This is a genomic window from Lactococcus sp. KTH0-1S, assembly GCF_052544945.1.
The window spans coordinates 927,572-942,532 of sequence record NZ_CP195165.1; the positions used below are offsets into that span (position 1 = coordinate 927,572).

General features: G+C 31.6%; 16 protein-coding genes and 1 riboswitch. Of the genes, 15 read left to right on the top strand and 1 reads right to left on the bottom strand.

Features of this window, described 5'->3' with window-relative positions; genetic code table 11:
- Window positions 1-153 precede the first annotated feature (153 nt).
- Window positions 154-480 carry a helix-turn-helix domain-containing protein gene (locus ACRYLU_RS04585; protein WP_445081372.1) on the bottom strand — a complete coding sequence of 109 codons (327 nt, stop codon included), beginning with the start codon at window positions 478-480 and terminating at the stop codon, window positions 154-156.
- 562 nt (window positions 481-1,042) lie between these two features.
- Here ACRYLU_RS04585 and ACRYLU_RS04590 point away from each other — a divergent pair.
- The 15 genes from ACRYLU_RS04590 to ACRYLU_RS04660 all read left to right on the top strand — a co-directional run bounded on the left by ACRYLU_RS04590 (window position 1,043) and on the right by ACRYLU_RS04660 (window position 14,840).
- Window positions 1,043-1,435, top strand: a complete 393-nt coding sequence (locus tag ACRYLU_RS04590) for a hypothetical protein (RefSeq protein WP_445081307.1) — start codon at window positions 1,043-1,045, stop codon at window positions 1,433-1,435.
- 684 nt (window positions 1,436-2,119) lie between these two features.
- Entirely contained in the window at window positions 2,120-2,449 is a 330-nt protein-coding gene (locus ACRYLU_RS04595; RefSeq protein ID WP_244735686.1) for a CHAP domain-containing protein, read from the top strand.
- Between the two features lie 331 nt (window positions 2,450-2,780).
- On the top strand, window positions 2,781-3,614 hold the full coding sequence (locus tag ACRYLU_RS04600; RefSeq protein ID WP_011835471.1) for a VOC family protein: 834 nt from the start codon (window positions 2,781-2,783) through the stop codon (window positions 3,612-3,614).
- A 392-nt stretch (window positions 3,615-4,006) separates the two neighbouring features.
- Entirely contained in the window at window positions 4,007-4,171 is a 165-nt protein-coding gene (locus tag ACRYLU_RS04605; RefSeq protein ID WP_311867330.1) for a hypothetical protein, read from the top strand.
- A 711-nt stretch (window positions 4,172-4,882) separates the two neighbouring features.
- Window positions 4,883-5,044, top strand: a riboswitch (M-box (ykoK) riboswitch).
- Between the two features lie 380 nt (window positions 5,045-5,424).
- On the top strand, window positions 5,425-6,624 hold the full coding sequence (locus tag ACRYLU_RS04610) for an FtsW/RodA/SpoVE family cell cycle protein (protein ID WP_012897536.1): 1,200 nt from the start codon (window positions 5,425-5,427) through the stop codon (window positions 6,622-6,624).
- 30 nt (window positions 6,625-6,654) lie between these two features.
- Window positions 6,655-7,953 (top strand): LCP family protein, encoded by a 1,299-nt coding sequence (locus ACRYLU_RS04615; protein WP_058205373.1) that lies wholly within the window; start codon window positions 6,655-6,657, stop codon window positions 7,951-7,953.
- Window positions 7,954-8,050: 97 nt separating this feature from the next.
- Window positions 8,051-8,320, top strand: coding sequence for a 30S ribosomal protein S14 (gene rpsN / locus ACRYLU_RS04620; RefSeq protein WP_010905608.1), 270 nt, complete (start codon window positions 8,051-8,053; stop codon window positions 8,318-8,320).
- Between the two features lie 166 nt (window positions 8,321-8,486).
- Window positions 8,487-9,116 carry a cell wall-active antibiotics response protein LiaF gene (gene liaF, locus ACRYLU_RS04625; protein ID WP_058205372.1) on the top strand — a complete coding sequence of 210 codons (630 nt, stop codon included), beginning with the start codon at window positions 8,487-8,489 and terminating at the stop codon, window positions 9,114-9,116.
- On the top strand, window positions 9,113-10,111 hold the full coding sequence (locus ACRYLU_RS04630; RefSeq protein WP_260310916.1) for a sensor histidine kinase: 999 nt from the start codon (window positions 9,113-9,115) through the stop codon (window positions 10,109-10,111). The genes liaF and ACRYLU_RS04630 overlap by 4 nt, the downstream gene beginning before the upstream one ends.
- Before the next feature lie 27 nt (window positions 10,112-10,138).
- Window positions 10,139-10,768, top strand: a complete 630-nt coding sequence (locus ACRYLU_RS04635; RefSeq protein ID WP_003131402.1) for a LuxR C-terminal-related transcriptional regulator — start codon at window positions 10,139-10,141, stop codon at window positions 10,766-10,768.
- Window positions 10,769-10,838: 70 nt separating this feature from the next.
- Window positions 10,839-11,645, top strand: coding sequence for a Cof-type HAD-IIB family hydrolase (locus tag ACRYLU_RS04640; RefSeq protein ID WP_445081308.1), 807 nt, complete (start codon window positions 10,839-10,841; stop codon window positions 11,643-11,645).
- Window positions 11,646-11,748: 103 nt separating this feature from the next.
- Window positions 11,749-12,339, top strand: a complete 591-nt coding sequence (locus ACRYLU_RS04645) for a peptidylprolyl isomerase (RefSeq protein ID WP_260310914.1) — start codon at window positions 11,749-11,751, stop codon at window positions 12,337-12,339.
- A 1-nt stretch (window position 12,340) separates the two neighbouring features.
- The gene (locus tag ACRYLU_RS04650) at window positions 12,341-12,772 is read left to right on the top strand and encodes a CvfD/Ygs/GSP13 family RNA-binding post-transcriptional regulator (RefSeq protein WP_003131405.1); all 432 of its coding nucleotides are present in this window, start codon (window positions 12,341-12,343) and stop codon (window positions 12,770-12,772) included.
- Entirely contained in the window at window positions 12,769-13,374 is a 606-nt protein-coding gene (locus tag ACRYLU_RS04655) for a TVP38/TMEM64 family protein (protein ID WP_305774412.1), read from the top strand. Before ACRYLU_RS04650 ends, ACRYLU_RS04655 begins: the two co-directional genes overlap by 4 nt.
- Before the next feature lie 221 nt (window positions 13,375-13,595).
- Complete coding sequence (locus ACRYLU_RS04660) at window positions 13,596-14,840, top strand: FtsW/RodA/SpoVE family cell cycle protein (RefSeq protein WP_038601409.1); 1,245 nt, start codon at window positions 13,596-13,598, stop codon at window positions 14,838-14,840.
- Window positions 14,841-14,961: the final 121 nt, after the last annotated feature.

Genomic DNA, 14,961 nt, shown 5'->3' on the forward strand with positions numbered 1-14,961 from the left:
TAACCCATTTTGTCTGAATCAGGGGCTTCTGATTAATAATTCAGTAAGGATAACCCATCAATTGAGGGGAGGGGTTTTTACCAAATTAAGTAAATATAATACTTTTAAATATTATTACCACTATACTTGTTCAACTATACAATAAAACAGGGATTAGCTGATCCCTGTTTTATTATTATTTGTTTCCTTTAATATATTATATTGTTCTACAATTGATAGAAGCTGTAAAAAAAGTTGTTCTTGTTCCTCAGTTAGTCCACCCATTTTCAGTGAAAAATTGTCTGAGACTCCTAAAAGAAAGTCTGCGGAAATTTCTAATACCTGACAAATATTTACCAAAATTTCAATGGAAGAGTATTTTAATCCTTGTTCATAGGCAGATACAGTACCAGTAACAATATTTAATTTGTGAGCTAAGTCTGCTTGTGTTAAATTTTTGCTTTTTCTAGTAGCTTTTAAGCGATCGCTAAAAGTTCTAATGTCATTCGTAAACTAACATCTTATTATTGGTGAAGGAATTGTAGAGTTTTCTATACTTGTTGAGATTGAAATTAAATCTAAGACAGTTGATTTAGTTGAAGATGATCAAGCTTGAGCAGATTATTTATATTGTGTAGAACAGTATTAATCGGAACAACAACTAGAACTAGAAAACTATAAATATTGATGTAGAAAGATTTTTCTATGAGATGGAAAATCGAAAGAGAGTGATGCTGGGTTTTTCAATTATCATTATATTAACAGGTTAAAAAAGAGGAATACTTTCAACCTAATTAGTTAAATATGAGTTATAATTGGGAAATTAAACTTGATAGTGGCAGAGCTATACTCCAACTAGTGCGCAAGATTTTGGTGGAAAAATAAAAATAATGTTTTATTTACCCAATGCATATAAAGAAATTTTTGATAAACTATTGAATAAACATCATGTAAAAGTAGAGATTACTTATACAAATTATGATATAAGTAGAGAAAAATATTTTGTAATATGTAAAATATCTAAAGATTAGATATTTTAGAAAAAGGATAGGAGAAAATTATCATGGTTGATTTGAGTATAACTTTGGTTTTTTTATTAATAATATTAGTTGTTTTATACTTGTTCTCAAAAACTTCCGAAGGAAAAAAAGAAAATAGTAACAGAAAAAATATGAATATTAACTCTAATACTTGGATAATAGGTGCATTTATATTATATACTTTATCATTTGTTTCGGCGTGTGTCTCATTGTTTAAATTGTGGGTATATAGATCAGAAGATTTTGGTTCAAAAGTAAATTATTACGTTGGTGGGGATGCTTATAATTATATTATAAATGGAACTCATGCAACAGTATATATGCTATTATCTATATTGTTTACATTAATAGCTAGTGTCATATTAATCATCTTTTATTTGAAAAGAGCATTAAAATTGAAAGACACTGAATATTAAGGGAGAATAAATCATATATGGCTATTCAAATTAAAGAATGAAAATTCCAAGTATTATTTCTTTAAGTTCTTTTGCATAATTTTTTCCTTTGTGTAAATTTGTATTAATATCAAATAAATAAACACAAAGTTAAATATTTTTGGGTTTCTACATTTTGATCACTAAGCAGATAATGCCTATTAGTCTTGTAAGAATAATCTAAACATTGTCTTCTAATATCAATTAATTTAGGTTGTGGCACGCGCTTTTGTCCATTTGTATTCAATTATTTGTAAATAACCATGTTTCGCCCAACTATTCAAGAAATATAAAAAAGTAATCGAAAAAAAATACTATGTGATACATGGTATTTTTTATATATTTGTTTATAGCTATGCTAATTTTTTTATTAAAAAATGAGAAAAAAGTATGTAGCACATAGCTTTTTTTGATAATAATTAGTTGAATCAAAAATAAAAAATTTAAAAGTATTAGTTTTTGGGAGAAATAGTAATTTTGTAGCCGGAGTTGATCAATTATTATAGGACTTAACCAACAATATAAACCATAATGATTCAAACATACCTCTGTAAATAAAAATAGCTATATTATTTTTAGTAGATGCTATTTTTAAAGAACCCAGTTGTAAACTGGCTAATGTATTAGATTTAAAAAAAGTTATTGATATTTAATTTAGAGAAGATAATGATATGTTACAAAAGTTTCTACCGCGAGTTTTGTGGTGCGTATGGTAGTTGGTGGAATGCTAGCTGGGGGAATGGTGAAGATTGGGCAGCTTCAGCAAGTGCAGATGGATTTACAGTTGATAATAATCCTGTAGCAGGATCTACCATAGCAGTATTTGGACCGAATGTTCGAGGTGGAAGCTATGGGCATGTGGCAGTCGTTGAGAGTGTAAACAAAGCAGCAGGAACAATGGTGATCGGAGAGGCTATTGACCTAGGGAATGGTTATTTTAACACAACCAGTACAGTAAAAATAAGTGATGCAAACTATGGCTTTATACATGTTTAAGATTAATATTTAAATAAAAAACATTTAGGATATGGAATTTATCTCACATCCTAAATGTTTTTTTCTATTCAAAGAATTATAGGTATTGCTTAAATTAATTTGCAAGTGTAACTAGAATACTTATTAAACGGCAATAATCCTCCTAAATAACAAAATGAAACAAATAAGAAGGTGAAATCAGATAATATGCTTTGTACACTTTGTTGTTATAAAAATAAGCGTTCTCAGGTTGGAAAGGCTTTTACGTTTACGGTTGTAAACGATTTTCTTTACTTAAAAAAATTTAATTGATATACTTATAAATAATAGATAAAGAATTGAAGGACTTGATATGGATACAAAACCATTTATTATAAAGAAAATAACACTGAGAGCTTCTAATATTTCTGTAATGCGAAATTTTTATGAGAATCTACTACAATTTCATGTGATAAGTGAGACTGATAGTAGTGTTTCTTACGCTTTCAGGGAAAATGAAGAAGCTTTTCTCACTCTGGAATTTGGAGGTAGACTTAGAAAGAAAAATACAGCAGGTTTATTTCACTATGCAATATTGTTTCCTGATGTATCGTCAAAGGCGACAATAGTAGATAGAATTATTAAAAACAATTATCCAATAGGAGCTGGAGATCATTTAGTAAGTGAATCATTTTATATTAATGATCCAGAGGGAAATGGCATAGAGCTATATCACGATAGAGACTCTACTGAGTGGATTTGGGAAGATGGTAAAGTTAAAATGGGGACTTTACCAGTTGATGTTCAAGCTTTATTAGATCAAAAAAATAACCATTTAGATTATCCTAAAAATATGAAAATTGGTCATCTGCATTTCACGGGTAATTCAATTGCTAAATCAGATGAATTTTTTAATGAGCTATTAAATACCGATTTGGTATCATTTGTCGGGGATACGGCTCACTTTTATTCTCAGAATCACTATCATCATCATTTTGCCACAAATATTTGGGAGGGTGAAAATATAAATAAAAGAAATTTATTAGAAAATGGTATATTAAAATGGGAATTAGAAGTATCTAAAGATTACTATGACTCAATTTCACAAAGAATAATAGAGAAAGGTATTCCATTTAAAGATGATGAAAACTCAATCTCTATAGAAGATCATGTTGGATCGAAACTTATTCTATTTAAAAAAATATAGTATATTTATCATTCAAAAAAATTATTTATTGAACTTCTTATTTTATCTCTCTTATACAACAGTGGTGAATCCAAAACTTAACTATGAAAAAGTAGCACTAACTATATAGTGCCTCAATAGCCATGCTGAACAATAAGAGTCTAAGCATAGCAATGACATAAAAAAATACAATGATTGACTCTATATCAATAAAAATTTCATAAAATATTACTACTTCAAAAGTGCTATTAAGTAGTAATTAAATCTATTAAAATAAAAACAAAATAATTAAACTAAAATTTATTTTTGAATAATACGAGATAATCAGGGTGTGCATGCTTGGCTTTTAGTGAATTTTGTTATAATACATTACATAGAAAACCTAATAGTTTAACATTTGAAGGAGATGATTTATGAAAGATAAACAGTTATATCAAATAGCAAGTATTTGTTTTTTTATTGCAGGTCTTATATTTTTGATATTTGGACAAAGTCAACACACTATTTTCTTATTAGGTGTGTTATTTATAATTTTATCCATTAGTTTTATGGCTATTAGCAGAAATATACCAAAATGATAGGACTAAAATTGAAAGGCGCTTGTAAATATAAATAATATAAATACAAGAATTTTACTTTATTTTTGAGCGAGTTGTAAATCTGATTTTGTTTTAAAAAAATGGTAATGGTGAAAGTTAAAAAGACGAAATCGAATATTACTTATTACATGACACAGGTTTACTTTGATAGATAATCAAAAAAATTTCCTAGAGCCGGTTACATTGCAACGATTGAAGGTATTTTATAGGTTGATTTATAGTACATTTAGTAGATGCTTCAAGCCACATATTACTTGACTTTTAAAAATTTACTAGCCTATAATCATTGGTATAACAACAAATAAAAAATAACTTTCAAAAACCATCTAGCATGGACAGTTGATAAAATAAGTCGTGATGCCCGTATTGCTTTGGGGATTCGATAAATCTAATAAAAAACTCCTTAGTCAATACTGGCTAAGGAGTTTTTTATTTATTAACGAAATTCATTATTCCATTATAAGCTTTTTGTCTGTATATTTTAATCTTTGGTATTTTATTTTAAAAAATAGAATTTTTTCTTAGTTCTAATTTCTAAAAACTTAGTCATAACAAGAGGTTTAATCTAATAAAAAACATTTAAATTAGGTAATGCATTTGTTATTTGACTAAAAATATAGGTTATGTTATAATTTTTTTGCTTAGGAAATATTTTGAAAATTTAATTTAAGCAATTTTGGTTAGAGATTTTCTAACCATCGGTAGGTGAGGCTACCACAGGGATACGGGTTGCTGCCGCAGAGTCGTGGAGACACGATGAGAGGGCCAACAGTTCACGTCGAAAAAAGAAGGCGTGAAATAGTGCAACAACATCGCCCTGCGGAGCTAAAGCTTGAACGATACTGGGTACTTTAGTTCACTTGATAGTGTATCTTTTTGAAATCATACCTTGTCTACGTTCAACCGGCGTAGGCAATTTTTTTATAAAAAAGAAGGTGGTGAAAATGGATGGACAGAATAACAGTGGCTCAGACCCTGGGAGCTATAGGAAGAAAGATAGCATAAAAGTGGACAAGCATTTTTATCACTTCAATCTAATCTAGTTCTCTGAGTTGGAGCTATACAATCAAAATCTACTATAAATCAAAAATTGAGGTACAAGCCGATGACAAAAATGTTAATTCATAAAATAAAACAAAATAATAAAATAAGGGAGAAAAAGTTAGTAATTGATTTGCAACTAGAAATACTCTTATCGTTCATTTGGAAAATTAACAAAGGAGGATTCCTTTATGGATAAAAAAATTACAAAAAATAGTTTTTTAGATTTATCTATTTTGATTCCTTACTTGATTCTTTCAGCTGTTGGCTTACTCATGGTGTTTTCAGCAACTGTCCCCTATCAAATTAACCGAGGACTATCTCCTTATCGATTGGCAATTTCTCAAGGAGTCTTTATAATTATAAGTTTTGTGGCTTTAATTATTATTTATCGAGTAAAATTAAGAATTATAAAAAATGAAAAGATTTTAAAAATAATTTTTCTAATTATTATCTTGCTGATGATTTATTCAAGGGTTGGACCTAATACATCAGCGAATGGAGCACATGGATGGATTCCCTTACCAGGGATTGGAACCATTCAACCTGTTGAATTTGCAAAACTTTTTACTGTCTGGTTTCTTGCATCTATCTTTTCTAACAGACAAGAAGAGATTGAGAAAAATGATATTCAAGCAATTTTTAAGGGTAACAATCTCATAAAAAAAGTTGTAGGGGGATGGCGATTTCCGATTATCTTACTAATGATAGTGGAACTCAGTATGCCTAATTTAGGAAATACAGCAATTATTGGGCTCTTAGCCTTGATAATGATTGGTGCAAGTGGAATTTCTTGGCGATGGTTTTCAGGTTATGGGAAGATGTTGCTTACGATTAGTCTTAGTTTTTTGCTCTTTCTTTTTATCAGTGGAGGCGATTTGATTCCAGGATCTTATATTAATGCTCGATTTAAAGCATTCGTTAATCCTTTTACTGACTTGGCTTCTTCGGGTCATCAACTTGCTAATTCATATTATGCGATCGTAGATGGTGGCTGGTTTGGAAGAGGACTTGGGAATTCGATTGAAAAACAAGGATTTTTGCCTGAAGCTCATACAGATTTTATATTTTCAGTAATAGTAGAAGAATTGGGAATCATTGGTGGAATAATAATCCTAGCTGTCATTTTTTTCATGATTACCCGAATGCTTTTGGTGGGGATGCGGGCAAAAGATCCATTTAATTCAATGATTTCAATTGGTTGTTCATCTTTTTTGTTGATACAAGTTTTTGTCAATTTAGGTGGAGCAATTGGGTTGGTTCCAGAAACAGGAGTCACCTTTCCCTTTTTATCACAAGGTGGATCCTCATTTTTAATTTCAACTTTGGCAGTAGGACTGGTTTTGAATAGCTCGGCTGACGAAAAATTAAAGAGTTTAAGTAAGTTATAATTTTTAATAAAAGAAAGAAGTATTTTTGATATGAAAAGAAAAGAAATTAGACAAAAGAAAAAAATAAAAAGGTCTAAAAAAGTATATTTTGTTCGTTTTATGTCCTTTTTTGTTATTTTAGTCGTGGCAGTTAGTGCGGTTATCTACGTTCAAGCAGAAAAAACATTAACGAAAACTCATGTAAATACAAAAATAAAAAGTTCTAGTATATCTGCAAAGAAACCACTAACTATATTACTTATGGGAGTTGATACTGGCGATAATAGTCGAGGGGGTGCAGATTCATGGAATGGAAATTCAGATTCTCAAATTATTTTAACATTGAATCCTCGGACAAAAACAACCACTATTATTTCAGTGGAACGAGATACGATGACGAATATTGAAGATGCATCTGGAAAAATTCAATCTACTCAAAAAATGAATGCTGCTTATCCTTTAGGATTTAATAATGGTGGGTTATCTTCTGCTGTCACTTATGCTATGAAAACCATTGGTAATCAAGTAGGACTTAATCTTAATAATTTTATGATCGTTAATATGGACGGTTTAGTAAATCTCGTGAATGACGTTGGAGGAGTAGAAGTTGTAAATGATACTAATGGCTCAGATGTCTATCAGGGGACTGATTCAGGTAAAATAACTTTGCCTGGTTCAGATAAAACTGTAGATAGTGGAGCGATTTATATCTCAAATACAGAACCTGAATATAAAGCTTATGTTCCTTATCTTTCAGGAAATCCTAAGCAGCTCATCAACGGAGAACAAGCCTTAGTTTTTGCTCGAGATAGAGATACGTTAGCCAATGGGAATTATGGACGCGCCGCTCATCAACGAGAAGTTATGACTGAATTAATGAACAAGATGCTTAGTCTTAATAGTGTTTTTAAATATCAATCATTTTTAAATGATATTTCATCAGATTTTAAAACGAACATTTCGATAAATCTTGCTAATTTGACCGCACTTATGGCCTATAAAGATTGTCTTAACAAGGTAGTTTCTGTTCAATATCAAGGGGTAAGTCAAATGGTAGATGGCGGAAGTTATGAATTCATACCAGAAAATGTGGATTTGGCTATTCAAAATTTAATGAGACAAGCAAATGATGAGTCTGTCACTGATAAGCTTGATCAAAGTGTAATTACATATGAAAACTATTTTGGAAGTCAAACTGACCAATATTATATGCCTTCTGCGACGGTAACTATCAAAGGTGAAAAAAGTGAAACTTATGGAGTGGATACTAAAGGGAGTCTAGTAAAAATAAATAAGGAGAATGCCCAAGATTATGTTTCAAGTCAAGGAGGAGCTTTAGCCGCTAATTAAAATAGAGATAATAAAATAATGTTAACCAGTTGACATTGTTTTATTTATAGGATATACTTAACTGGTTAACTAAATTAATAAATGAAAGGATAATATTTTGGCGAAGAAATCAAAAATTGCTAAATTTAAAAAGCAACAAAAATTAGTTGCTCAATATCAAGAGCTTAGACAGGAACTTAAGAAAGAAAAAAATTATGAAGCTCTCCGAAAACTGCCTAAAGATTCTCATCCCAATCGAATGAAAATGCGAGATCGAATTGACGGAAGACCCAGAGCCTACATGCGAAAATTTGGTATGTCACGAGTTAATTTTAGAAAATTGGCGCATGAAGGTAAGATTCCAGGGGTTAAGAAGTCAAGCTGGTAGAAATCTTTTTGAAAAATTTTATGGGATATGATAAAAATATTTTTTATTAAGTAATTTAAAGAATACTTCATCTTAATGAATGGAGTATTTTTTCTCTATTTTTCTTAAGTAAAATTTAAGTCTTAAGTCCGAGAAAAAGTAAGCTTTTTTTTGGTACAATAGATTTATGAATAAAAAATTGAAAGCAATCTTTATTATAGAAATTTTTATTGTATTAGGATTGATTTTTCATGTGATTAGTACACCGCGTATGTGGGTAGTTCTAGCTTTAGCTATTCTCTTTACTATCTTGGCGACTCGTTCGCGTGCGCGTGTATTACGTATCATCAGTTTCATTTTTTGGGCAATATCGGTAATGATTCTCTTCACAGTTGGATGGTTCTGGTTAGCAATTATCTTCCCTACGATTGCTTGCATCGTTTTTTGGAAAAATAATCCACGAGAAGGAGGAGTAAGAAATTTTTCTTACGAAGATATTTCTCAAGATGAATCTGAGTCAATCATGAATGAAAATCAAAATGATATCATTGATCTTGATGATGTTACTTTTAAACCTTCTGGAAATAGTCTTTCTATTAAAAAAATGACAGGTAATACAAAAATTATTGTTCCTGATGACGTAGGAGTTTCGCTTGATTTAACAACAAATGCTGGGCTTGTAAAGATTTTCAATGAGGCAGCACAAATTAATGCGGGAAATGTTCGTTATTTTAGCGAAAATTTAGATCAGGCGGAAAAACGAATTAAAATCAATATCCGTGTTGATTCAGGAAATATTGAGGTGATTAGAGGATGAAAAAATCACTTTTCACAACCTTTTTAGCAGTTTTTAGTATCATCCTTATTATGTATCTTCTTCTATTTATAATGATGAATAGTGGTCAACCTTTAGGGGGACTAAATACCGCTAATATTATTAGGGAACTTCGAGATAATTTCTACGGTTTATGGATATTTATATCAGTTGCAGGATTACTTGCGCTGATTTTTACCCTTTTTAATCATATTGAAAATATGGCTATTCAACAAAAATTTCAAGATGATATTAAACTTTTAGAAGAAAATCAACAACCTGAATCTCCTGAATTACAAGTCGTTCATGATAAAATTATGAATATGTCAGCTGAACTCCAAGAATTATCTAAGCAAAAATCTGCTGACAAAGCTGAAATTATTGAATTAGAGCGTAAAAGAATTTCACGTGAACTTCATGATTCTGTCAGTCAAGAACTTTTTGCAGCGACAATGATTTTATCCTCTGTTGCTGGTTCGACACAAAATTTGACTAAAGAACAAATTGAAACACAGACACAATTAGTTTTAAAAGTGCTCCATTCTGCACAAAATGAAATGCGAGCGCTCTTACTACATCTTAGACCAGTAGAACTAGATGGTAAAAGTCTAGCAGAAGGCCTGTCAGCACTGACAGACGAGCTCCAAGCGAAAATATCAGCAAATATTACGGTTAAATTGGCTGATATTGAAGCAACAAGTAATGTTGAGGACAATTTATTTCGAATGGCTCAAGAGATTTTATCGAATACTTTGCGTCATTCGCAAGCCGAGCACATTGAAGTTTCTTTAAGAGAATCACTTGGAAACATTTTTTTGAAAATTGCTGATGATGGAGTTGGTTTTGATGTTTCTACTAGTGATAAGACGGTCAGTTACGGTTTAGCCAATATCAAAGAACGTGCTTTATTAATCGGCGGAGATGCCAAAGTAATCTCGGCACCAGGAGCGGGGACAACTGTTGAAATCATTATCCCTAAAGCGAAGCCGAGCCTTTAAAAATGATGCGTATTTAGAAAGAACAAAATGGAAAAAATTAAACTTTTAATTGTTGATGACCACCAGATGGTGCGACTAGGTTTATCAAGTTTCATGAATATTCAACCCGATATCGAAGTGGTTGGTGAAGCTGCCGATGGCGAATCAGGCTTTTTAAAAACTGAAATGCTTGACCCTGATGTTATTCTCATGGATTTAGTAATGGATCGACTTGATGGAATTGGAGCAACGCAAAAGATTTTAGCTAAAAATCCAGAACGAAAAATTTTAATTCTAACGAGTTTTATTGATGACGAAAAAGTTTTTCCGGCTTTAGCTGCCGGAGCTAAAGGTTATATTCTTAAAACATCACAAGCCGCTGATATCGCATCTGCAATCAGAAAAGTTGCCAATGGAGAAGATGTCCTTTCCGATGCTGTCAAGGAAAAGATTGCTCAACAAAAACATCGAAAACATGAATTATATGATGATTTATCAAAAAGAGAATTAGAAGTATTAAAAGTACTTGCGACGGGACTTTCTAATCAAGAAATTGCTGACGAACTTTTTATTAGTTTAAAAACAGTCAAAACTCATGTTTCTAATATTTTTAATAAGCTTGAAGTATCAGACCGAACTCAAGCAACAATTTATGCTATTCAACATCACTTAGTTTAAACTTGAGGAAAAACAAGTAAGAAATATGATATAATTAAAAATGTACAAATAAAAATAAAGTGAAAAAAAGATGGAAAAAATATTAGAAAAAGCTCAAAAAATAAAAATCATTTTTTTTGATATTGATGATACTTTGAGGGTCAAAGATTCAGCTTTCATGCCTGAATCAATCACTGAAGTTTTTTATAAACTTCGTGAAAAAGGGATTATTACAGGAATTGCAACGGGAAGAAATCTTTTCGGAGTTGTACCAGAAGTTCGAGCATTAAAACCAGATTTCTATGTAGCAATCAATGGTGCCTATGTCGAAAATGCACAAACGGGAGAAGTATTATATAAAAATACTTTTTCACCGGAATTAATTGAAGAAATAATCACTTGGTTGAAAAATGAACAAAGTGAATATTCTTTTGTAGCCGCCGATAGTTTGAAAATTTCAAAATGGGATAAAATTGCTAGCGATGCTATAGGACCAGTTTATGCAGAACTAGAAGAAAATCCTGAATACTATAAAACAAATGAAATTTACCAAATGTTGACAATTTCAGACCATGATGACCAATTGAGATTACCAGATAATTTAGCTGATAAAATTCGCTTAGTCCGTTGGCATCCAAATAGTTCAGATATTGTTCCAATGGAAGGTTCTAAAGCAATTGGCTGTCAAAAAGTCTTACAAGAACTTGGTCTAAAAGCTGAGAACATGATGAACTTTGGTGATGGACTTAATGACCGTGAACTCTTTGATTTTGCAGGTCTGTCAGTAGCGATGAAGGTTTCACATCCAGAAATTTTAGAAAAAGCAGATTACATTACTGATTCTGTTGAAAATGATGGAATTCTAAAAGCCTTACAAGCCTTAAAAATTATTGATTAAAGCTATCAGTAAAAATCTGTCAGTAAAAATTACTGACAGAAATTTATTAATATATAAAAAGAAAGGAAGGTATTTTTAGAAATAAAAATACTAACTAAAAAATATGAATTACCCACAACTTGAACTTGAAAACTACAAAGGTACTACAGCAATTATCAATACAAATCATGGAAAAATGACTGTAAAATTATTTGATAACCTTGCTCCAAAAACTGTAAAAAACTTTATTGAACTTAGCAAAGAGGGTTATTATGATGGAGTAATTTTCCACCGTATCATCAAAGATTTCATGGTTCAAGGAGGAGACCCAACAGGAACTGGTATGGGAGGTTCTTCAATCTACGGTGAAAAATTTGAAGATGAATTCTCAATGAACCTCTTTAATCTTCGTGGAGCTTTGTCAATGGCCAATGCTGGACCTAATACAAACGGAAGTCAATTTTTCATTGTTCAAAATAAAAACTTGCCTTATCCTAAAGATTCACTTATCCAAGGAGGGTGGCCTGAAGAAGTAGCTGAAACATATACTGGCGGTGGAACTCCTCATCTTGATGGTCGTCACACTGTCTTTGGTCAATTGGTTGATGAAGAAAGCTATAAAGTTCTCGATGAAATTGCAGCTGTTCGTGTAGGTGCGCAAGATAAACCAGTCGATGATGTCGTTATTGAATCAGTTGAAATTATCGAGCCATAATATGGAAAAGAAAAGTCCTAAAATCGGTGATATTGTTGAGGTTGAAATTATTGGAATGCAAGATTATGGTGCATTTGTAAAATTTTACCTGGATAATTCATCGAATAAAGAAAAAATTGAACAAAAAGGATTGATTCATATTTCTGAAATTCAATCTGGTTATGTCAAAAGTATTCATGATATTGCTAAAATCGGCCAAAAAGTGATGGCACAAATTATAGATATTGATGAATATAATGGCAAAATTAGCCTGTCAATTCGCAGTCTGGAAAAAAATCCGCAAGTTCACCATATTTACCGAAAAAAACATTTTACTGATTCTCGGGATAAAATTGGCTTTAAAACCCTTGCTAATTATTTGCCAGGTTGGATTGAAGAAAATGAAGCCTACCTTAAAGCCAAAAAAAATGCCCAAAGTGAGGATTTTCTTTGAATGATAACGTATTAAGATATATCAAACGAGTTTTTAATTTAATTACTATTCTTGGCTTTGTTGCGACAATTGTTGGTGGCGTTTATTTATGGCGCCTTGGTGCATTTCAAAATCAAGCGGTCTTACAACAATTGATTGTTGCACATCGGTTTTTAGGACCATTAATCTTCCTTTGTATGCAAATTTTGCAAGTCATCGTTCCAATCATACCAGGTGGGATTACAATGGCAGCAGGAGTCATGATTTTTGGACCAGTTTGGGGTTTTATTTATAATTACTTTGGAATTGTTGCGGGATCTTTTTTACTTTTTCACTTTGGAAAAAAATATGGATCTTCATTAGCCAAAACTTTTGTCAAAGAAAAAACATATAATAAATACATGGCTTGGTTGGATAAGGGGCAAAAACGTTTTAATATTGTTTTCGCGCTCCTCATTTTATCTCCGATCGCCCCAGACGATGCCCTTGTCCTAATTGCAAGTCAAACAAAAATGAGCTGGAAATTCTTCACTTGGAGTATCTTATTATGTAAACCATTGCCAATTCTCCTCTATTCTTATCTTTTGATTTTTGGAGGAGACCTTCTTGGGCACATTTTATAAAATGCTGAGAGTGCTTTCAGTGTTTTTTTATTGGAATTTTTGAGAAAGAATGCCCAAATCATCCAAAAAAATTGTATAATAGAATGGATTTATGATTTTAAACAGAAGTCACCTCAATAATAAAATTGTTTTTGTAAATTTGAAGCAAAAGTTAGAACTAAGTGATAGCAAATTGCCCCAAATGAATTGCCAAAACAAGATTAAACTGACTGGAGCTAGTTTTGAAAAACAAGAAAGCAAATAGATTTACATTTGATTCACGAATTGATTATGGGCTAATTTTACCAGCCTTTATGTTAATATTGATTGGTCTTTACGCACTTTATGTTGCAGTAAGTCATGACCACCCCACACAAGCAACAACAATGGTTGTTCAACAAGGAACATGGGTTATTGTTGGCCTCTTTGTTGCTTTAATCGTTATGCATATGGACTCAAGGTTTTTATGGAACTTAACACCGTTTTTTTACCTGCTAGGCCTTATATTAATGGTTCTACCAATATTTTTCTATGATAAAGCAACCTATGCTTCAACAGGTGCAAAAAACTGGCTTGCTTTTGGTGGACGTAATCTTTTTCAACCATCAGAGTTTATGAAACTTTCCTATATTTTATTTTCGGCTAGGATTGTGGTTACCTTCCAAAATAATCTAAAAAAACGAGTACTCAAAGATGATTTCCGCTTAATCGGACTTCTGATACTTGAAACAATTCCAGTTGCCATTTTATCAGTCTTTCAAAAAGACTTCGGAACTTTCTTGGTCTTTGCAGCTATCTTTGCTGGAATTATTTTAGTTGCTGGTATTTCTTGGAAAATACTTGCGCCAGCTTTTCTTTTCGTAGCAGCAGTAGCTGGAGGGATTGTTGCTCTAGTTGCTTCACCAGAGGGACAAAAATTTCTTGAAAGTACTAGTTTTGCTCAGTATCAGGTCAATCGTTTTATCGCATGGTTACATCCTTTTGAATATTCTCAGACCTTCAGTCTTCAACAAGCACGCTCATTAATTTCAGTTGGTGTTGGTGGTCTTTGGGGTAAAGGAGTTGGTGTAGCTAATGTCAATGTTCCCGTTCGAGAATCAGATATGATTTTCACTGTCATTGCTGAAGATTTTGGATTTGTTGGATCAGCCTTTTTGATTTTCCTTTACTTTATGCTGATTTATCGAATGATTCGAGTAACTTTCAAATCAAATAATCAGTTTTATACCTATATTTCAACGGGTATTATTATGATGATTCTCTTCCATGTCTTTGAAAATATTGGAGCAGCGATTGGTGTTGTTCCTTTAACAGGTATTCCCTTACCCTTCATTTCTCAAGGGGGATCGGCCTTAATGGCAAATATCATCGGCTTAGGGCTCGTTTTATCAATGAAATATAATCAATTACCAGAATTTGTCAAGGAACAAAGACAAATTCCAGTTAAGGGTGATAGTCGAAAAAATCGTCGAAGAAATAGACGTTAACAATTAATAAGAATACAAAAAAGTAAAAGTTACTGACAGAAAATTCAGTAGCTTTTTTATTACAATAAAATATTTAAAAGTCTATATATACCAAGGAAGAAAACGCTTTAATTTTTTGTAA